At 35.3% G+C, this 21,910-nt stretch carries 15 protein-coding genes and 2 pseudogenes; 6 read left to right on the top strand and 11 right to left on the bottom strand.

From position 1 onward, the window contains the following. The 3 genes and pseudogenes from ACKI42_RS05085 to ACKI42_RS05075 all read left to right on the top strand — a co-directional run bounded on the left by ACKI42_RS05085 (position 1) and on the right by ACKI42_RS05075 (position 4,340). Positions 1–624, top strand: coding sequence for a DUF1684 domain-containing protein (locus ACKI42_RS05085; RefSeq protein WP_407403110.1), 624 nt, complete (start codon positions 1–3; stop codon positions 622–624). A 97-nt stretch (positions 625–721) separates the two neighbouring features. Continuing rightward, positions 722–1,531 (top strand): glucose 1-dehydrogenase, encoded by an 810-nt coding sequence (locus tag ACKI42_RS05080; protein WP_407403108.1) that lies wholly within the window; start codon positions 722–724, stop codon positions 1,529–1,531. A 139-nt stretch (positions 1,532–1,670) separates the two neighbouring features. Continuing rightward, positions 1,671–4,340: pseudogene (locus ACKI42_RS05075) on the top strand (MGH1-like glycoside hydrolase domain-containing protein). 633 nt (positions 4,341–4,973) lie between these two features. On the opposite strand, the gene recO reads toward ACKI42_RS05075, so the two are convergent. Genes recO through ACKI42_RS05055 form a run of 4 tightly spaced genes read right to left on the bottom strand, consistent with a single transcriptional unit; the run spans position 4,974 to position 9,659 of the window. Continuing rightward, positions 4,974–5,660: a DNA repair protein RecO gene (gene recO, locus ACKI42_RS05070; protein WP_407403107.1), complete on the bottom strand. Its 687-nt coding sequence runs from the start codon at positions 5,658–5,660 to the stop codon at positions 4,974–4,976. Then, the gene (locus ACKI42_RS05065; protein WP_407403105.1) at positions 5,661–7,952 is read right to left on the bottom strand and encodes a T9SS type A sorting domain-containing protein; all 2,292 of its coding nucleotides are present in this window, start codon (positions 7,950–7,952) and stop codon (positions 5,661–5,663) included. Between the two features lies 1 nt (position 7,953). Then, the gene (locus ACKI42_RS05060; RefSeq protein ID WP_407403103.1) at positions 7,954–8,904 is read right to left on the bottom strand and encodes a bifunctional metallophosphatase/5'-nucleotidase; all 951 of its coding nucleotides are present in this window, start codon (positions 8,902–8,904) and stop codon (positions 7,954–7,956) included. After that, the gene (locus ACKI42_RS05055; protein ID WP_407403101.1) at positions 8,904–9,659 is read right to left on the bottom strand and encodes a 5'-nucleotidase C-terminal domain-containing protein; all 756 of its coding nucleotides are present in this window, start codon (positions 9,657–9,659) and stop codon (positions 8,904–8,906) included. The genes ACKI42_RS05060 and ACKI42_RS05055 overlap by 1 nt, the downstream gene beginning before the upstream one ends. 107 nt (positions 9,660–9,766) lie before the next feature. On the opposite strand from ACKI42_RS05055, the gene dapA reads away from it, so the two are divergent. Next, positions 9,767–10,639, top strand: coding sequence for a 4-hydroxy-tetrahydrodipicolinate synthase (dapA, locus tag ACKI42_RS05050; protein ID WP_407403100.1), 873 nt, complete (start codon positions 9,767–9,769; stop codon positions 10,637–10,639). 233 nt (positions 10,640–10,872) lie between these two features. Then, positions 10,873–11,370: a GNAT family N-acetyltransferase gene (locus ACKI42_RS05045; RefSeq protein WP_407403098.1), complete on the top strand. Its 498-nt coding sequence runs from the start codon at positions 10,873–10,875 to the stop codon at positions 11,368–11,370. 2 nt (positions 11,371–11,372) lie between these two features. Here the strand turns inward: ACKI42_RS05045 and recG are convergent, their stop codons facing one another. The 6 genes from recG to ACKI42_RS05015 form a co-directional block, all read right to left on the bottom strand. Next, the gene (recG, locus tag ACKI42_RS05040; RefSeq protein ID WP_407403096.1) at positions 11,373–13,457 is read right to left on the bottom strand and encodes an ATP-dependent DNA helicase RecG; all 2,085 of its coding nucleotides are present in this window, start codon (positions 13,455–13,457) and stop codon (positions 11,373–11,375) included. 96 nt (positions 13,458–13,553) lie between these two features. Beyond that, positions 13,554–14,087: a thioredoxin family protein gene (locus ACKI42_RS05035; RefSeq protein WP_407403094.1), complete on the bottom strand. Its 534-nt coding sequence runs from the start codon at positions 14,085–14,087 to the stop codon at positions 13,554–13,556. 33 nt (positions 14,088–14,120) lie between these two features. Next, positions 14,121–15,632, bottom strand: coding sequence for a peptide MFS transporter (locus ACKI42_RS05030; RefSeq protein WP_407403092.1), 1,512 nt, complete (start codon positions 15,630–15,632; stop codon positions 14,121–14,123). Between the two features lie 78 nt (positions 15,633–15,710). Then, positions 15,711–17,099 (bottom strand): peptide MFS transporter, encoded by a 1,389-nt coding sequence (locus tag ACKI42_RS05025; protein WP_407403090.1) that lies wholly within the window; start codon positions 17,097–17,099, stop codon positions 15,711–15,713. A gap of 134 nt (positions 17,100–17,233) precedes the next feature. Next, positions 17,234–18,886, bottom strand: coding sequence for a peptide MFS transporter (locus tag ACKI42_RS05020; protein ID WP_407403088.1), 1,653 nt, complete (start codon positions 18,884–18,886; stop codon positions 17,234–17,236). Positions 18,887–19,027: 141 nt separating this feature from the next. Then, on the bottom strand, positions 19,028–21,157 hold the full coding sequence (locus ACKI42_RS05015) for a DPP IV N-terminal domain-containing protein (protein WP_407403086.1): 2,130 nt from the start codon (positions 21,155–21,157) through the stop codon (positions 19,028–19,030). A gap of 120 nt (positions 21,158–21,277) precedes the next feature. Here ACKI42_RS05015 and ACKI42_RS05010 point away from each other — a divergent pair, with 120 nt between their 5' ends. After that, entirely contained in the window at positions 21,278–21,751 is a 474-nt protein-coding gene (locus ACKI42_RS05010; protein WP_407403084.1) for a hypothetical protein, read from the top strand. A 35-nt stretch (positions 21,752–21,786) separates the two neighbouring features. Here ACKI42_RS05010 and ACKI42_RS05005 read toward each other — a convergent pair. Next, a pseudogene (locus tag ACKI42_RS05005) lies at positions 21,787–21,910 on the bottom strand (IS1595 family transposase); the annotation flags it as partial.

The following is a 21,910-nucleotide window of genomic DNA, read 5'->3' as shown; positions in this document are numbered from 1 at the left end:
ATGAAAAAATATATTCTTTTTCTACTTTTTGCACTTCCTATATTTGCTTTTTCACAAACGAGCAACCCTAAAAATGACCGCAAAATCATTAAGAAATTTCAAAAAGAACTGAATGCAGAATACCGTAATGAAAAGAAAAGCCCACTACGAGGTGATAATTTTACTCATTTCAAGAAACATCCATTTTTTCCAATCAATCTAGATTATAAAGTAACAGCGAAGTTTGTAAAAACAGAAAATCCTCAACCTTTTGATCTGCCTACATCTTCTGGCAAATCCAAAGTGTATCAAGAGTATGGCAAAGCCACATTCGAACTTAATGGACGGACTCATACTCTAACATTGTATCAAAGTTTAGATTTAATAAAAAAAGAAGAATACAAAGATTACCTTTTCTTACCCTTTCGTGATGCTACCAACAACAAAGAAACCTACGGTGGAGGAAAATATTTAGATCTTAAAGTACCTTCTGGTGATACCATCGTTTTAGATTTCAATGTATCATATCATCCTTATTGTGCATACAATGCATTCGATTATAATTGCCCAATTGTACCAGAAGAAAACAAATTGCCGATAGAAATTCGTGCAGGTGTGATGTACGAAGATATTTATCATCATTAGTAGAACTTGAGTTTAATTTTAATAAAAATTTAAACTTTTTTTCCTCTTTTGGAGCGATTATTTCCTTTAACTTTGATGATCACCAAATCAACTTTTTATGGAAATTTCACTCAAAAATCAAGTCGCCATTGTTACCGGAGCTTCTAGCGGAATCGGAGCTGGCGTGGCAAAATCCTTAGCATCTTCAGGTGCTACCGTCGTTGTAAATTATTCATCCGATAAATCGTTAGATAAAGCCAACTCTATTCTCAAAGAAATTACAGATGCTGGTGGCAACGGAATCGTTTATCTATGCGATGTTTCGCAAGAAAATCAGGTGATTTCTATGTTTCAAGATGTCGTTTCCCAGCTTGGGACTGTAGATATTTTGGTAAACAATGCAGGTATCCAAAAAGACGCAAAATTCACAGAAATGACGCTCGATCAATGGAATGCCGTTATAGGGATCAATCTTACAGGACAATTTTTGTGCGCAAGAGAAGCCATCAAAGAGTTTCTTCGCCGTGGGATAGATACCAAACGTTCTGTAGCTTGCGGAAAAATTATTCATATCAGCTCTGTACACGAAATTATTCCTTGGGCAGGACACGCCAATTATGCTTCTAGCAAAGGTGCCATCAAGATGATGATGCAAACTTTGGCACAAGAATATGGAGCCGATAAAATCAGGGTCAATTCTATTTGTCCAGGCGCTATTCAAACGCCAATCAACACCAACGCTTGGAATACGCCCGAAGCACTCAACGATCTCCTTACACTTATCCCTTACAATCGCATTGGGCAACCGCAGGATATTGGGAACCTAGCTGTTTTTCTGGCGAGCGATATGTCAGATTATATCACGGGCGCTAGCATTTTCGTAGATGGAGGGATGACGACATTCGAGAGTTTTTCTACGGGAGGATAGTCTTTTGGCGCGCGATTCCGGCTTTCACTACTCGCTTTTTTGTGCCATTACTTTCTCCAAGCTTACAAAAAGAGCTCAAACACGCCGTTCAATCCGGGGCGCAAGGCAGTCCTCAAAACATTCAACACAAAAAGAAACTATGAGTTCCGAAAAAAACAGACTTCAGGAAATCTCTTGGAAAAAATGGGGATCTTACGTTAGCAACCGAGCTTGGGGAACCGTAAGGGAAGATTATAGCGACAACGGAGATGCTTGGAACTATACCAACCACGATACCGCCGAGGCGAAAACCTACCGTTGGGGAGAAGAAGGCATTGGCGGAATTTGTGACGATTTGCAACAATTGGTCTTTTCATTCGGATTTTGGAACAAGAAAGATCATTTGGTAAAATAAAGATTTTTCGGGCTTACCAATGGCGAAGGCAATCATGGCGAAGATGTGAAAGAATATTTCTATTATCTAGATTCTACGCCTACGCATTCTTATATGAAGATGTTGTACAAATATCCTCAAAATCCGTTTCCCTATGACGACCTTAGGAAAACCAATGCAGAAAGAAGCAAAGAAGAATTAGAATATGAGCTGATAGACACTGGGATTTTTAATAAAGACGACTATTTCGATCTGTTTATAGAATACGCCAAAAACGGACCTAGCGATATCTTAATCAAACTTACTGTTACCAATCATTCTTCGGAGAAAGCGTCTTTGGTAATTTTACCAACGCTTTGGTTTAGGAATACTTGGAGTTGGGGCTATGATGACTACAAACCAAAACTGAGTTCAAAAAATAAAAATACTATTCAAGTTGAACATAAAGATTTAGATATCAAAAATCTATACGCTCATCAGGAAACTGAAATACTTTTCTGTGATAATGAAACCAATAATGAGCGACTTTATCACGCTCCTAATACTTCAAAATATTGCAAAGATGGCATCAACGATTTTGTAATTAATGGTAATTCAAAAGCCGTCAATCCTGAAAAAATCGGGACTAAAGCCTCTTTTTTCAACGATGTAGAATTTAAATCTAAAGAAACAAAAACCTTCGAATTTAGACTTACGGATCAAAATCTCGACAATCCATTTTTAGATTTCGAAGAAATATTTGCCCTTAGAAATAAAGAAGCAGACGAGTTTTATGCTGAAATTCAGAAAGAAATAAAATCTGAAGACGAAAAGTTGGTACAAAGACAAGCTTTTGCAGGCATGCTTTGGAACAAAATGTTCTACCATTATAATGTAGAGAAATGGCTAAAGGGCGATCCTGCACAGATAAAACCTTCTCCAGCCAGAGAAAAAATAAGAAATCACGATTGGAAACACCTTAACAACGAGCATATTATTTCTATGCCCGATAAATGGGAATATCCTTGGTATGCAAGCTGGGATTTGGCGTTTCATACCATTAGTTTTGCCCTTATAGATGCGGATTTTGCAAAACATCAGCTCAAACTTTTTCTTGCCGAATGGTATATGCATCCCAATGGACAATTACCAGCATACGAGTGGAATTTCAGTGATGTAAACCCTCCAGTACACGCTTGGGCGGTATTTCGGGTGTTCAAAATAGACGAATACCTCAATGGCAAACCAGATCTTCAATTTCTAGAAAGTGCTTTCCAAAAACTACTCATGAATTTTACTTGGTGGGTGAACAAAAAAGATGAAAATGGCAACAATATCTTCGAAGGTGGATTTCTAGGTTTGGATAATATTGGCGTTTTCGATAGAAATACAAGATTACCCGACGGCGAACATCTAGAACAATCTGATGGTACAAGTTGGATGGCGATGTTTACTCTCAATATGATGAGGATTTCCCTAGAATTGGCAATGTACAATAAGGTGTACGAGGAAATGGCAACCAAATTTTTCGAGCATTTTCTGTACATCGCGAATGCTTTAGATAATATGGAAGAAGAAAGCTTCAGCCTTTGGGACGAGCTAGATGAGTTTTTCTACGATGCAATTGCTACGGATAATGGCGATCACAAATACCTAAAACTAAGAACTATTGTTGGGCTGATTCCGATGTTTGCCGTAGAAGTGATAGACGATGAAATGATAGAAAAATTACCCAATTTCAAAAGAAGGATGACTTGGGTGCTACAAAATAAACCCGAATTGGCAGCCCTAGTGTCTCATTGGGAAATAAAAGGTGAAAACTCCAAGCATTTGCTATCTCTTCTGAGAGGTCATCGCCTCAAGAAATTACTGAGCAGAATGCTAAATCCAAACGAGTTTTTGAGTGATTATGGGATTCGGGCATTATCCAAAGAATATGAAGAAAATCCGTTTCACCTCAATTTAGAAGGAACAGATTATACCGTTAAATACACACCAGCGGAAAGTGATAGTGGACTTTTCGGAGGTAATAGCAATTGGCGTGGACCGATTTGGTTTCCCATCAATTTTTTAGTTATAGAAAGTATTCAGCGTTTTTATTTCTATTACAGTCCAGATTTTTTGGTAGAATATCCTACGGGTAGCGGTAATTTCTCCAACCTCAACCAAATTGCTGATGCGCTGAGAAACCGTTTATCCAAATTATTTTTAAAAGATAAAGAAGGAAACAGACCGTTTAACGGAGATAATCTGAAATTTCAGACCGATCCAGCGTTTAAAGATTATATTTTATTTTACGAATATTTCCACGGGGACAATGGACGTGGAGTAGGAGCTTCTCATCAAACAGGCTGGACTGGACTTATCGCTAAAATTTTACAACCAAGATTCTCCGAAACTCAAATGGCAAAATCTGAAACCGAAATGCCAAAGGATGAAAATCCATCTCAATCTTGACGAGTTTTAATCTTTTTCACTAAAATTAAATTTACTGTCAAGATCTCCAGTTATTTTAGAAGGAAGCATATCATGTCCAGAACCATGCTGAATATGTTGAAAACCATGGAAACACGTGTTTTACTATGCGTGCATGGTTGTGTAACCATGCGTTAGGCGTCGCGAACTGGTATTTCGACGTCCCGAACCATGCGCTTGACGTTCCGAACGTGTCCGTCTACGTTCCGAACCATGCGCTCCACGTCTTTTACTATGCGTGCATGGTTGTATAACCATGCGTTTGGCGTTCCGGACGGGTATTTGGACGTCCCGAACCATGCGCTTGACGTCTGTTGACCATGCGTACTACGTGCTGAACGTGTATTTCTACGTTCCTTAACCTCTTTGGCTTAGTCTTTTACCATGCGCGCATAGTGTAGAACCATGCGCGCATCCTAAAAAACCATGCAAGTATAGTGCAGAACCAAGTGCGCCTACTATAAAACCATGCGCGCATCCTATGTTACAATGCTCGCATCCTGCAACACGTAGAATACCCTCGTATAAAACGCATTTGTAAAGTGATAATGTGGTTTAATATAAATATAAAAAGAAAAATAAAATTAGAAGAATAACTCCTTTCATGATAAAAATCTATTCGAATATCTGCTGAATAATTTCCAAAGATTGTGGTATTTTGAAATCGGTAAGGTGATACTGATAAAACAAAAGTAAGCTATCCAAAAAGTGTTTCCTCATAGCAGATGGAATTTTTACTTCGTAAGGGTTTTGTGCTTCTAATATTAGTTTCCAAATTTTGCTAATTTCTTCATCAAATAAAGCATTACTACTTTGAGAGGAAAAGGTGCCCGTTTCGGGATTTAGATATATTTCGTCTGCTAAAAGAGGCGCAAAACCCTGAATTTGCAAAATTTTCACCAAAAAAATAAGATGCGCCTGATAATTCTTTTGGTGCAGCTCTGCTACAACTTCTTGTATGGATTGGTAGATGATGCTATTTTTATTTTCTAACCTAACAATTTGATTTAGAAAATCTGCAAGGAAAAAAACTACAGTATTGGATTTTATATCGGTATTGGTTTCATGCTTATCTACCAGCTCAAACTTGGTGGCAGTCTGCATGCTTCCCATCTTGGTAGATCTAATGAAAAGTGTGAGATGATGCAATGGAGATAAAAATGCTTTCTTCTTATTTTTCTTGGTATAGATACCCTTCATAAAATAAGATTGATACCCTTCCTCTTGCGTAAAACAGTGTAGGATAACGTCGTTTTCTCCGTATTTTACAAAAGAAAGCAAAAAAACATTTTGAGAAACCATCTAGTTGACAACTGCAATTTTCGCCGTGGCTTTGTCGCTTCCATCTTCATTGGTCATCAAAACAAAATAGATACCTGATGCTACTCTTTTGCCTTTTTGGTTATTTAGGTTCCACTCATAATATCCAGATCTAGCTACCGCAGAATGTACAATATTACCTGCAACATCCGTAATTCTAATGTTGGTTTTCTCTGCCAAACCTTTGATGGTAACGTTGCCTTTAAACTGTGAAGCTACTACCGGATTGGGATATACCAATACATTGCCGAAGCCAGAGTTTACGTCTGCAACATCACCCTGATAGGTGACAATACCGTCATACGTCACAAAATATACTTTTCCGGTCTTGTTATCTACCTTAATATCCGTCACCGTATTGGTAGGAAGTGGCGAGTTTTCTTTGGTAAAATGTTTCAGTGTTTTTTCTCCAGATGCCGATAGATAATAAACGCCACCACCGTCTACAGAAACCCACTTTTGGTTTCCACCATCGGTTTCTATCTGCAATATCTGTGCATCTCTGAAGAGTTCTTCTGCGATATTGCCTTGGTCTATAACAATTGGTTTTAGCACTGGGCTATTATTGTATTGAGATGCAGCATTAGACAAAATTCTTAGTCCACTATCTGTACCTATCCATGCATCTCCAGATTTGTCCATAGAGAAAGAAAGTGTACCTCCCGAGTTTGCAGGAAAACCATTAGATGAGCCTAAAATGGTAGTGGTATCGTCTGTTATGCTTTGAGAATTTTTGGTATCATAGACCATAAAGTTTTGTGAACGTGGTAATGGAATCCAGAATAAATTATTCGCATAAACGGGCTGTTGCATACCATTGCTGGTAAAACCTGTAATATATTTTATAATAAAATTGTCTGTAGCTCTATCGTAGTACGCAAAACCTGGTGTTGCAGTATTATCTCCCGCAAAAGCAATACTTGCAAAAAGATTATTTTGGTCGTCGGATGCAAATCCTACAGGCCTGTTCATATAATTGTACAATGGGTGTGAGGATGGCACTAATCCTAAATCGTAATATTTAACATAATCAAAATCCTTACTTGTACCATTGTATTTCATTTTATAAATACCATGTCCCGTTGCATTATTATAATTGGTGAAAAATACTTCTTCTGGTTTTGCAGGATCTGCAATAGCATCCAATACATTAAAAGAAGTAGTAGAACCCACGAAATAACTAGAATAGATCCACTCGGTACCATTGAAATAGTAGAAGCCAGGGTTTTTAGGATTATAAAGGTTGAGGTTAAACCCATCTGCTCTTCCTCCAGATGATACCAATAGTTGATTATCATTGAGTAATCTAATCTTATATGAATAATTAAAGTAGGGTCCGTCTGGTTTGTAGATTACATTATCCTCTGTTTTTATCCCAGAAAGTTTTGTTCCGCAGTAGATTTTGGAGCCTATTTTTGTGGCAGTATTACATTCTTCACCTACGGTAACCGTTCCGGCATAAGTTCCGTTGATATTGTAATTGTATATTCTGCTACCATCTGTTACAATAATATTATCTGGATTTACCACAATATCTGAAATATTTCCAAATGTTTGTGGTAGAGCAGTTGCTACACCATTATTATAAATGTAAGCAGAATTGGCATTAGAAAAAACAAGTGCAGATTCCGAATCGATATGATTGAAATTACCTGCTACAGCCGTTGTCCAAGTAGAAAAAACAGGAAAAGTGGTATTCATCTCATGCGTTTTCAAACCCGTATTGGTAACAGCGAAAACTTTATTATCGATAAGGGTAGCTTCTTTACTCGCTTCGTAGACGCCGCCCGCAACAAAGAATGCGGAATCTCCAAATTCTTTCTTTTTTAGATCGAATATAGAAACTCCGTATCCTGATGAAACTACCGCTTTATCGCCTGTAATTGATATATGGTTTATTTTTTTACTTCCATTATAACCTGTTGCGATAGGAATATCTACGATGTAGGTAACCCCCGAAGAGGTGATCACATCCATAGAACCATTTTGGTAGCCTACCAATCCTATTTTTGTTTGAGGATTATAATCGAAAGCAGAAATTTTCACGTCGTGTAAGCCATTGGCTTTAGACAATTTTGTAATCTCCCCTGAAGATAATGTATAATAAAACACTCCGTTTTCTGTAGCGGCAACCACTTTTCCGTTGTCATCCTTCATGGCGAGAACATTGTTGTAGGAAAACAAGTCTGCCCATTTTTTTGAAGAAATATTTTGCGCACTGATCGTTTGAATAGATGCCAAAATACCTAAAGAAAGTAAAGAGAGTTTTTTCATATTATGCTATTATACTGCTATCAATTGCTTGGTTGTTCCAAGTAATATTTTGTACGTTTTTATTAGAATCAAAAAAGAAATCTATTCTGCCTAGAAGAAGACCAGCCCAACCAACTTGGTTTACCAGTACATTTTTGCCTTCTCTGTTTTTAAAGATTTGTGGTGCGGGTAAGAAAGTATGCGTATGACCACCCAAGATAATGTCTATATTTTCTGTTTTAGCAGCCAATATTTTATCGCACAACTTTTCTGGTTCATCTTTATATTGGTAACCAATGTGGGAAAGACAAATTACAAGATCGCATTTTTGCTCTTTCTTTAGGAAGTTAGAGTAGTGCTGTGCTACTTCTACAGCATCGTTATAGATGGTTTCGCCGTATTGTTTTTTTCCTACAAGTCCGTCTAGTTCTATCCCAACTCCGAAAATCCCAACCTTGATTCCGTTTTTATTAAATATCTTATAATTTAAAGTTTTACCGTCTAGTATGGTATTTTTAAAATCATAATTAGAACACAAGAAAGGGAACTGAGCATTGGGTAAGGCTTTTAGAAAACCATCCAAGCCATTATCAAAATCATGATTCCCCATGGTAGAAGCATCATACCTCATCATAGACATCAATTTAAACTCCAATTCTCCACCAAAAAAGTTGAAATAAGGTGTTCCTTGAAAAATATCTCCAGAATCTAGAAGCAAAACATTGTTTTCTTGACTACGGATTTGCTGTATCAAACTTGCTCTTCTAGCAAAACCACCTTGATTAGGGTTTTTCGTATAACTCGCATCGAAGGGTTCAATCCTACTATGCTGATCGTTAGTATGTAGAATAGTTAGTTTATTAGAAGATTTAAATATACTGGTATTCAACTCTTCTGCCATCATCAAATTTGGAGCTAAAGCCATTGCTAAAGTTCCACCACCCACTGTTTTTAAAAAACTCTTTCTATTCATTACTTCTTATTCTTAAAATTGAGACGGATATCTTCACTTGGATTGATATTAGAATTCTTTTTGAAGTATTCTATGAATAATTCTCTGAGTTTAATTCCTGTAGGAATTGCTTCTCCCTTCAAAAAAAACTTCATATTATCACCACCTAAAGCTAGATAATCTGAGGTAGCAATATAATATTCTTTATTTCTATCTACCTCTTTACCGTTCACCAATGTTTTTACAATTTGCTCATGATCTGTCTCTAGGTATAAATGTGAAACAGGATTATTCACTTTGTGTCTAGCATAATATTCGAAAAGGCCATCTAGATCAGAACCTTTCATTTTAATGATAATCACTTCGTTTTCAAAAGGCATCACTTCAAATACATTTTTCAATGTGATATCTCCTTTACCAATGGTAGTACGTATCCCGCCAATATTGATTAAAGCTGCATCTACGTCTTTTTTAAGATTAGTTTTTGCCCAAATATCAGCACCATCAAATGTGTAATCTGCCAAAAGATTTCCCAGATTGCTATTATCACCTTGTTTAGTAAGATCTACTAGGGTAGAAGAGATTTTTTGGTTCATCTCTTTATCTAATTTCTCTTTGTAAGGGATGATGATATTGGCAATTTCCTCGTCATTCTTTAGTTCGCTATTAATAGAAATGTTTTGATGAGGTTGCACATTATTTACATGTAAAGACGATGTTTTGCATGATGTTAGTGCTACCAAAGCAATTCCTAATAACAAGAATCTATTTTTCATAATTTCTTTTAGTATATGCAAATATAATTATATGTATAATAAAACATCAGTAAATATGATAATTTCTTAGTCTAAATTATTAAATTTGAAAAAAAATAATTCTTAAGATGAGCATTTTAAAAGGAGTTGGGGTTGCATTGGTAACACCATTTAATGAAGATTTATCGATAGATTTTGAAAGTTTAACAAAACTTGTAGAATTCAATATCGACAATGGGATCAACTATCTAGTAGTTTTGGGTACAACAGCAGAGGCTGCAACGCTTTCTGATGAGGAGAAGAAACAGGTAGTAAAGCATATCATTAAGGTTAATAATAAACGTTTGCCACTGGTTTTAGGTATAGGAGGAAACAATACGTTGGAGGTTAAAAAACAGATAGAAGAAACAGATTTGTCAGCATTTGATGCGGTATTATCGGTTTCTCCTTACTACAACAAACCAAGCCAAGAAGGACTTTACCAACATTACAAATTGTTGGCTTCTACGGGTAAGAAGATCATTATGTACAATGTACCTTCTAGAACAGGACAAAATATGGAAGCGTCTACTACATTGCGTTTGGCAAAAGAATTTCCAAACCTATGTTTGATAAAAGAAGCAGCACCCAATATTCTTCAGTATTTTGATATTCTAAGAAAGAAACCAGAAGGTTTTTCTCTTGTATCTGGTGATGACGAGTACACACTTCCTGTAACCTTGGCTGGTGGAGATGGTGTAATTTCTGTAATCGGACAAGGATATCCAAAGGAGTTTTCTACAATGGTACAATTGGCTTTTGATGGTAAAGTGAAAGAAGCATATGAAATTCACAATAAATTGGTAGAGATTACTCGTCTTATTTTTGCTGAAGGAAACCCATGTGGTATCAAAGCTGTATTAGCGGAAAAAGGTATCATTAAAAATTATTTAAGATTACCACTTATTCCTGCATCTGATGCGCTTTATGCTAAAATAAAAGAAGAAATGGCAACTCTGTAATTGCTATTTTTAAATACATTTTAAAGTGAAAAGGCGCAGGTCTTTTCACTTTTTTAATTTTAAATATTTTTCTGACACATTAGTCACATTAGTTTTTTAATTAGTATGTCTGAAGATATTTAGAACACATTAGTTTTGAAAATCTTTGATTTTCGCTCAAATACGGTCTGAAATATTTTTAAGAATTGATCTATAATATTTGTGCATCAAGTGTTTAACTCTCATTTAATAATATGAAATTAATTAAAGCAACAGAAGAAAATATTTCTTTAATTCAAGATTTGGCAAGAAGATCTTGGGAAAATGCGTACGCCAATATTCTATCGAAAGAGCAACTAGAATATATGCTGGCTACCATGTATTCTCAGGAGGAACTGCGATATCAATTGTCTCAACTCAATTATCATTATTATTTGGTTTTCGATGAGGCAAATCAATCTTTTGAAGGTTTTGTAGGCTATGAAAATCAGTATGAAACTAACACAACAAAGCTGCACAGAATTTATTTAGTTCCAGAAAGTAAAGGTAAAGGTTTTGGTAAAAAGGCATTAGAGTTTCTTGTTGAAAAAACAAAAGAATTTGGTGATAGTAGAATTATTTTAGCCGTAAATAAAAATAATGCAGCCAAAGAATTTTATCAATCTCAGGGTTTTTCAGTTTACGATGAAGGTGTTTTTGAAATCGGGAATGGTTATGTAATGGATGATTATTTAATGGAAATTAAATTTTAAAATTAAGAAATCTTACTCCACTTATTTTTCCCTTTGTATTGTTGCAAATAGTAACTTCTAATTGTGGAATTTTCAGGTTTGGAGAGATTCACATCAGCTTCTAGAATTTTATCAACAAGAGCTTTTGTATTTTTAATAATATCAGAATCGTGTACCAAATCTAGCTTTTTAAAGTCGATAACACCACTTTGTTGGGTCCCCAAGATATCTCCAGGGCCACGAAGTTGCATATCTACTTCAGATATTTTGAAACCATCATTAGTTTCCGTCATTGTTTTTATACGTGTACGGCTTTCGGTGGTCATTTTATCCGATGTCATCAAGATACAGTAGCTTTGTTCGGCGCCTCTTCCCACACGTCCACGAAGCTGATGAAGTTGAGAAAGCCCGAATCTTTCTGCACTTTCTATCACCATTACAGAAGCGTTAGGAACATTTACGCCCACTTCAATTACTGTTGTAGCTACCATAATTTCTGCATTTCCGGAGGCAAAATAATTCATCGCTGCATCTTTTTCTGCGGGTTTCATTTTCCCATGCAACATGGTTGTATTGTAATCTGGGAAAGATTGCATAACGTGTTCTAGACCTTCTACTAAGTTTTTGTAATCTAAAGTTTCAGATTCGTCTATCAATGGATACACGAAATACACTTGTCTGCCTTTTTGTATTTCTTCTTTGCAAAAATTATATACATAAGCGCGGTCTTTTTCTCTTCTATGTGCAGTGATAATGGGTTTTCTTCCCACAGGCATTTCGTCTATCACAGAAACATCAAGATCCGAATAAAAACTCATTGCCAAGGTTCTAGGAATTGGAGTAGCCGTCATCACCAAAATATGCGGTGGAATGTTATTTTTAGCCCAAAGTTTAGCTCTTTGTGCCACACCAAAGCGATGTTGCTCATCGATAATCGCCAAGCCTAAGTTTTTGAATTTCACCTTATCTTCCAAAATTGCATGTGTACCAACCAAAATGGAGAGTTCGCCGTTTTCCAGTTCTTCGTGGATTATTCTTCTTTGGGCAATTCTAGTAGATCCGGTAAGGATTCTAATGTTGATATTGGTGTTTTCTAAAAGTTCTTTGATGCCCGCATAATGTTGTTGTGCTAGAATCTCAGTTGGAGCCATTAGACAACTTTGAAAGCCATTATCCAAAGCCATCAGCATGGTAAGAAGTGCCACCATAGTTTTCCCAGAACCTACATCACCTTGCAAAAGACGATTCATTTGCGTTGGTTTTCTCATATCCAAACGGAGTTCCTTTAGCACTCTTTTTTGAGCATTGGTGAGTTCAAAAGGGATATGATTTTCATAGAAATCTTTGAACTGATCTCCAATGATGGGAAACGGATTTCCGAAAGATTTTGTCTTCTGATGAATACGTTTTAGCCCAAATCCCAATTGGAAAAAAAAGGATTCTTCGAACTTCAAACGGTAATTTGCCTTCTCTAATATTTCTACATTTTCTGGAAAATGGATATTAAGATAAGTCTGTTGTCTCGACAAAAACTGTTGAGATTGAATAAGATATTCTGGGAAATTTTCTTGTATTAAATTAGGGATTTCTTTACAAATATTTCTTAATATAGTTTGAAAATATTTGTGCGTAAGTCCTCTTTTCGTGAGTTTTTCAGAACTTGGATAGATCGGTCTTAGACGATTGTCTTTTTCCTTGTTCTCATCTAATTCTATCTCTGGATGAGGCATAGAAAACTGATGATTGAAGGCATTAATTTTACCAAAAATAAAAACCTCACGGTTAACGGGAATTTGCTCTTTCAACCATTTTGAATACTGAAACCACACCAAATCTATGCTTCCAGTACTATCATTAAATTTTGCCGAAAGCCTTTTTACTTTCCCAGTGAGGATTTCTTGTACATTACTTATTCTCCCTTTCAATTGAATTTCCACACTCGATTCTTCTAAATTTCCAGCTTGATACACTTTATTCTTATCAATATATCGAGTAGGATAGAAGTGCAAAAAGTCTTCTACAGTAGAGATACCCAACACATTTTTGATGAGTTTGGCGCGATCTGGGCCGATGCCTTTTAGGTATTCTATGGAGGTTTCTAATGTCAAAAAGATAAGTTTTGTTAGAAAGTACGAATTTCGGGAAAATTTACAAATTAAAAAAGCTTTCAATTCTGAAAGCTTTAGTTTTAAAAATAATTGGAATTATTCTTTTATGTTTGATTTAAATTTCTTTTGATAATCTTCCCACTCTAGTCTGGTTTTTATTTTTTTGTACAAATTTTCTGAAATTAAAGATAAATAAGGTTCCAATTCTTTTGCAGATAATTCTCCTTGTAATATCGTGATTGGTCCACCAGCTTCATCTAGAAACACTGTACTTGGCACAGATCCTACGTTCATAAATTGGGTAAAATCATGCAGAGAGTTTCTTCCTTTTTTCTGTGGAGTATTAGGATTTGTAAATTTTCTGCCAAAAATTTCAATGGTCTTTTTTTCTTCAGCATTAAACTTTACAGGATAAAAATTTTGATTTAAAAAATCTGCGATTACGGGATTTCCGTATGTATTTTTCTCCATAGTTTTGCAAGGCGCACACCAATCTGCATAGAAATCTACAAGTATTTTTTTTGGTTGTATTTTTTGTGCATTTACTGCCTCCTCCATAGTCATCCATTTTACTTGCGCAAAACTGAGACTCATAACGAAGAAACATAGAATACTAATTACTTTTTTCATAACGAGATGGTGTTTTTTATTGGGAACTCATTCCTATTTTACTTCTTGCATTAGCTTTTTAACAATAGGAGATATCAAAATCAATACCACACCGGCAATTACTGCATATAATCCAAGTTGCTTGTAACCTTCTGTGTAGGTAAGAAGAACTTCATAGCTAGATGCACCTTCTTTTGCTGTAACCAAACTTGCTCCAATAATACCCGCTACATATTGTCCATAAGCAGAGGCTAGAAACCACATTCCCATCATCATACCTTGTAGGTTTTTGGAAGCTAATTTTGTCATAATAGATAATCCTATAGGAGAGAGACAAAGTTCTCCCAACGTGATAACTAATAATGCTATGGTAAAGAAATTCAATGAAGTAATCCCTTGTAAATCTGAAAATAATCTCGTAGCAAATAATACATAATATCCTAACCCTAAGAATATAAACCCGAGTCCAAATTTGATAATTGTGTTGGGCTCTATTTTTCTTTTACTCAACCAAATCCACAAAAGACCGATGATTGGAGCTAAGAAAATAATAAAGAAGGCGCCGCCAGAATTGTTTACACCATTAGGATCTAACCCTAAGAGATCTTTATTGAGATGTTTTGCAGCAAATATACTTAATGAACCTCCACTTTGCTCATATATTCCCCAAAATACAATAGAAAATAAAATAAAGATAAGCGCTGCCCATAACTTATTTCTCTCGGCAGCCGTCACTTTTGTCATTTCATAAAATAGATAGATCAACGTTAAGGGTCCTACAATCCACATAAAATAATCTGTGTATTCTGGTACTGATACCATTTTCATGATCAGTGGAACAAATAGCAGAGATAAAATATAAATTCCATATTCTAGCCATTTTTCTATGGGTTTTGTTTTGACTTCTGCATCTGGATGTCCAGGCTGCAGACCAATGGTGCCTAAACTTTTTTGAGTGAATAAAAAGTTGATTAAACTAATAATCATTACAATTGCAGCCAAACCAAAGGCTACATTCCATCTTTTATCTTCTGGAATGAGATGAGATAACATTTCTCCTTTACCAATAGTAATACAAAAATATCCACCTAATAACGCTCCTAAGTTGATACCTGCATAGAACAATGAAAAGCCAGCATCTGCTCTGGAGTCATTGGGTTTGTATAATTGTCCGACCATAGAAGAGATATTAGGTTTAAAGAAACCTGTTCCTACTACAGTAAATGCAATACCCAAAAAGAAATAAGTATGAGGATCTGTGGCTAATATAAGGCTTCCGATAATCATTAAAAATCCTCCCCAAAACAAAGATTTCCTAAAGCCTAGAATCTTATCTGCAAATAGTCCACCTACAAAAGTAAATGCATATACAAATGCTTGGGTTGCAGCATATTGTAGATTGGCTTCTTTTTCATGAAAATTAAGTTGAGAAATCATAAAGAACACCAACATTCCGCGCATTCCGTAGAAGCAAAAGCGTTCCCACATTTCAGAAAAGAAAAGACTCCAAATTTGTTTGGGATATTTTCCTTTAAAATTTTGTATTTCGTCTAGGGTAAGGTTCATAAAAGAATTTTAGATGTACGAATGTAAAAAAAACCACCGAATAGTCGATGGTTTTATATAGTATATTTTGCTATGATGTTATTTTACACCATGCATCATTTTTGTAATAGGTTTGCTTAATACAACAAGCAGTAGTCCACATACAATAACAAAACCTGAGATGTAAGTGAAAACTTGTCCTGCTCCTAAAGTTTCTACAACAGAAGCTAGGAAACCTCCGATAAAGTTGGCAATAGAAGAAGAAAGCATCCAAACAGCCATTAAAATAGAAGCTAATTTTGGTGGAGACAATTTTGTAACTACAGATAGACCTACTGGAGATAAACAAAGTTCACCAATTGTGTGGAAAAGATAAGTCATAATCAACCACATGATACCTGCTTTGTTGGCGATGTCTGCAATGTCTCCATTTGCGTTACGTTCTGCCACAGCACCTAGCATAAACCAGAAACCTATTCCTAAGATAATCATACCAACACCCATTTTTACTGGTGTAGATAATTTTTTACCCAATTTTGAACTCCAAAACATAGCAAATAATGGTGCTAATGTCACAATGAATATTGGGTTTACTGATTGAAACCAAGAAGTAGGAATTTCAAATCCGAATACATTTCTATCTATAAATTTATCTGTGTATAGTGATAATGATGAACCTGCCTGCTCGAAGCCTGCCCAAAAGAATACCGCAAATAAGAACAAGATAAAAATCACAGAAATTCTTTGTGTTTCTTCTGGCTTGGTAAGAGTTTTACCCGTAATTGGGTTTACAGAAGTAACAGGAGCATCTTTTGCATCTTCTGTTCCTCCAACAGGTTTTAGACCAAGGTCTCCTAAATATTTTTTTGCTAAACCATTAAAGACTAGCTGACCTATCAGCATACCTATACCGGCAGCCAAGAATCCGTATCTGTATCCGTACGCAATAGAACCATCACTATTGGTAGTAGCAAATAAATTATCAGTGAAATATCCTATGATAAACGGTGCGATAAGTGCACCAAGATTGATCCCCATATAGAAAATAGAGAATGCAGAATCTCTTCTGTCGTCACCATCAGGATATAAGCCTCCTACAAGTGTTGAGATATTAGGTTTGAAGAACCCGTTTCCTATGATTAGTAAAGCCAAACCTATATAGAGTCCGGTATTATTATTCATTCCGAACAATACAAACTGACCAATCATCATGGTGATACCACCAATGGTAATAGCAAGACGTTTGCCTAAATATTTGTCGGCAAGCCAACCTCCAATAAGTGGAGTAAAATAAACCAATCCAGTAAAGTAACCGTATAACAAAGTTGCACTTTGCTCACTCATTCCTAAACCTCCTTCAATTAATTTTTTAGTTAAATAAAGAATTAAAATTGCACGCATTCCGTAGTAAGAAAAACGCTCCCACATTTCTGTGAAGAATAAAAGGTATAGACCTTTTGGGTGCCCCTTTTGCTGAACAGTATCCATATAGTATTGTTAAATTTTTGTTAAGACTAGCAAATATAGTTTTTTTTGAGTTTTTGACAATGTAATAATACTATAATAACGAAAAAAAGCTGCAATCATAATTGCAGCCCTTGGTTTTGTTTAATATTAAAAATCTAGCTTACACCTTTTTCTTTCATGATTTTGTTGAGTCTCTTTAAAATAGACAATCCCAGTAAGGTTGCTAAAAGTAGAAGTCCAAAATTCACAATAAAGAAATTCGCTTTGTTGTCATAATCGTACCAAAAACTTGCTAACACTCCAGAAAGTTTGTTTCCGATAGATGTTGATAAGAAAAATCCTCCCATCATCAATGCAGTAAGTCTTGGCGGAGATAATTTTGATACTAAAGAAAGTCCCATTGGAGATAAACAAAGTTCCCCGATGGTAATCACTCCATAAGCTGCTACAAGCCATAAAGCCGAAACTTTTATCAAACCGTTTTGTCCTGCATACACAGCGCCTACCATAACCAGACACGAAAGTGCAGAAATAAATAATCCTAAAACAATCTTAGATGGTGTACTTGGTTCCTTACCTTTTTTTCTTAACATCATAAAGAAAGCTACTACAATTGGAGTAAGAAGAATCACCCAACCTGGATTGATCGATTGAAATAACTCTGTATTGTATAAACTCACATTTTGAGAAGGCTCAGCCTCCAATTTTGCTCTTTCAACACTTGATACATTTCGGAAATAGATGTCTTTTCCTTGTTCTTTTATGGCATTACCTGAAGCGTTCTTTTGCACTTGATATTGGTTATCATATACAGATACTTCTTTATCTTGATAATCTTTTTTATCTACCAAATACATTGCTTCCAATGGTTTGTCAATGGTAGAAGGCACAGATCTATCGGTGTAATAATTTGCCCAACGCGTCAATGCAGTTCCGTTTTGTTTGAAAACAGCCCAAAACATTAGACTTACTGCAAATATCGCCAACAAAGCTCCAATTGGTTTTTTGTCTTCTGTATTGGCTTTTACATAAAGCATTACGTAAAAATAAATAACCGGAATACAAGCAAAGATAAAAGCATCTGTAGAGTCGCTTCCGAAAATATTATTTGGAATCATCCATCCGATAAGACCGAATATTACTGCTGGTAAAAATACTTTTAGCAAAACATCCGAAATTTTGGTATCACCTTCTTGAGCAGGTTTTAGAACGTTAGCTTGTAATATATGTCTTCTACCAATGGTAAAAACAATCATCCCTACAAACATTCCTACACCAGCAGTCATGAAAGCGGGTCCCCAACCATATTTGTTACGCATAAAAGCGGCAATAATATTACAAACAAATGCTCCAATATTTATTCCCATATAGAAAATATTATACCCAGAATCTTTATTCGCTTTGTAAGGTTCTTCGTTGTAAAGGTTTCCTAGAAGAGTAGAAATACTAGGCTTAAAGAAACCATTTCCTATAATAATTAATGTTAGTGAAGTATAAAACATCGGTAGATCTTTGAAAAATCCAATTCCCAAATACCCTAATCCCATTAGGAAGCCACCAATATATATGGCTTTTATATATCCCAAAACTCTATCTGCTAAAAATCCACCTAAAAATGGAGTCAAATAAGTAAGAGCGATAAAGGTTCCAAAAATATCATCTGCATTTTTATCATCAAATGCCAGTCCTCCATTTTCGCTGTCGATCATGTACAGTACAAAAATTCCGAGGATAAGGTAGTAGCCAAATCTTTCCCACATTTCTGTGAAGAATAAATAGGGAAGGCCTTTAGGATGTTTAGTCTTCATATAGTAAATTTTCAAATTTCTCAAAAATAGGTTTTTAATTTTAAAAACAAAATTTTGATGTGGTATTTGCAAGATTTTAATGCAAAAATCCCTCTCACATGTTCAATTTGAAAGGGATGATTTTGAAATTATTGATGATTTTTAAAGATTATTCAAAATAAAATCGGTCATTTTTTGATACAGCTGTGGTCTAGTTTGTCCACCATAAATTCCGTGGTCTTTATCTGGATAAGCCATAAATTCGAATTGTTTTTTGTTCTGAATTAAAGCTTCAGCGAACTCCATCGAATTTTGGAAATGTACATTATCATCCGCTGTTCCATGAATTAGTAAAAATTTACCTTTCAGAAGATTAGCATAGGTAGTAGGAGAATTGTCATCATATCCAGCAGGATTTTCTTGTGGCGTCAACAAAAATCTTTCAGTGTACACAGAATCATAATATCTCCAATTGGTTACAGGTGCCACAGCAATTCCCGCTTTGAAAACATCTGCTCCTTTAGTCATCGCCAAACTTGCCATATAACCACCGAAACTCCATCCGAAGATACCGATTCTAGATTTGTCGATATACGATTGATTTCCTAACCATTTTGCCGCAGCTATTTGGTCCTCAATCTCATATTTACCCAAATTTTTATACGTTACTTTCTTGTATTTTGTGCCTTTATAACCTGTTCCACGTCCGTCTACACAAACCACGATATATCCTTTTTGTACCAAATGGTTAAACCAAATTGCATTACCATTATCCCAAGAATTGGCAACTTGCTGAGAACCTGGTCCTGAATATTGGAACATGAAAAGTGGATATTTTTTGTTTTTATCAAAGTTTTTAGGCTTCATAATCCACGTATTCATCTGATCTCCCACTTCATTAGGAATCGTCATGAATTCTTTTTCTACAAACTGGTCTGCTTTCAGTTTCTGAAGCTGCTCATTATTGTTTTGAAGCTCTTTTATAGCTTTTCCATTTCCATCTTTTAGCACAAAAGTATTAGGCTTGGATGCTGTAGATGAGGTTTCTATGAAATAATTGTAATTTTTGCTAAAGTTGGCAGAGTTGTTACCTTCGGCATTAGAAATAAGCTGAGATTTTCCGTTTTCTATATTTATTTTAGAAATAACTTTATTGATGCTTCCTTTTTCTGTTGTCTGAACGTAGATTTCTTTAGATTTTGGGTTATACCCATAATAATCTGTGATTTCCCAATTGCCTTTGGTTACTTGCTTTTTCAGTTTTCCTTCTTTATCATACCAATAAAGATGTCTGTTTCCATCGCGCTCGGATGCCCAGAGAAAACTATTGTCATCTAAAAATTCTAGCGTTACATTATCGGTTTCTATCCACTTGTCGTCAGTTTCTGTAAATAATTTTTTAGCGTCTCCTGTTTTTGTATTTACTTTGATGACGTCTGATGCATTTTGAGTTCTTTGCGACGTTACCAAAATCACCTCATCAGCGTTTGCTGTCTGGAAAACGTTCGGGATGTAATAATTTTTAAAACTATTCAGATTAAGCTGTACTTTTTTCTGATCTGCTAAACGGTAGATTTGTGCAGTTGCTACTGCATTTTTTTCGCCAGCTTTTGGATATTTATATCGCATTTCAGAGGGATAAAGCGACTTTCCATAGATCGGGATAAAGATTTCTGGTACTTCGGTCTCTGTAAGTTCTACAAATACCAAGGCGCTAGAATTTTTGGTCCATTCAAATAATCTTGCATGCCCGAATTCTTCTTCATAAACCCAATCAGCAAGACCGTTAAGCACTTTGTTTTTAAGTCCGTTTTCGGTGATTTTTGTTATTTTACCTGAATTTAAATCCTGATAAAACAAATTATTTTCTGCTACGAAAGCCACTTTTGTAGCGTCAGGAGAGAAACGTGGTTCTTGTACAGGATTTCCATCATTTAGGCTAATTGTTTTTCCAGACTTTAAATCTTTTACATCATATTTACCCAAAAATGAACGTCTGTAAATAGATTGACTGTCTTTAAGCAAAAGAATTTTGGATTCATCATCAGAAAACTCATAGCTTTGGAAGTTTCCATCTACCAAGTTTCCCTCTTTTTGTGAAGTTTTATAAGAATACTTGGCTATGCCACTGGGTTCTATCACCAAATAGTTTTCACCATTTTTCATAGAAGCAATACCTGCAATGCCTTTTCCTCGGTAATATCCTGAATATATTTTTTCTAAAGTAATTTCTTGTGCTTGCACGTTTTCTACTAGTGCTAAGATACATAGGGTAAGTAAGAGTTTTTTCATTTTTATCAATAACTATTTCAAAGATAAGTATTTTATCAATTTAATTAAAATAAACCTTAAATATTGCTTTGTGGCAAAAAATTTGAATATATTTATGCTCACTAAAAGATTAAATGAATTATGGAGACAAGCAATTTTGAAGATAAATTGAATAAGTATGATTTGGAAACATACACTTTATATACGGGATTTCCTAGTTTTGCTGCTGCCGAGCAATATGCTACGGAGCAAAATGGAGAATTGGTAGAACTAGGTTTTAAAGATGGAAATGACAATCCACAGTTCGATACGCATGCAGGTCTTGTGGAAAAAAAACTTCATTATCATGTGGAGGCTGGTGCAGAATATAAATTTATTCATTCTTCAGACCCTGGCTTCAAGGATTATGCAGACGAATTACAAAAACTAAAAGCAAGTTTAGACAAAACTGGTCCAGAGGAAAGATATTTGGCAAGTTTTGAGATAGAAAATACAGAAGATCCCATTATCGTAATTAAGAATGATCATTTAGAATCAGTTACTTCAAGAGAAAGATCTAAATATCTAAAACAGGCTAATGTCTATGAGATTGCCGTTAAAATAGTGAAGTCTTAATATTTTTCTTATATAAATTTTTAATGATTGTCCGTTTATTTACCTAATCCTGTAATATTAGCAATAACGAGCCTATCAAACAATTTTTCTCCAAAATATCTTCTATTCAGCTTATAAACAAACTCATTTAAGTACAATTGAAGATATTTTCTTTTTATT

The organism is Chryseobacterium sp. (genome assembly GCF_045629545.1).
GTDB lineage: Bacteria > Bacteroidota > Bacteroidia > Flavobacteriales > Weeksellaceae > Chryseobacterium.
Note: the sequence above shows the minus strand (reverse complement) of the source record. Positions and strands in the feature narration are given on the sequence as shown.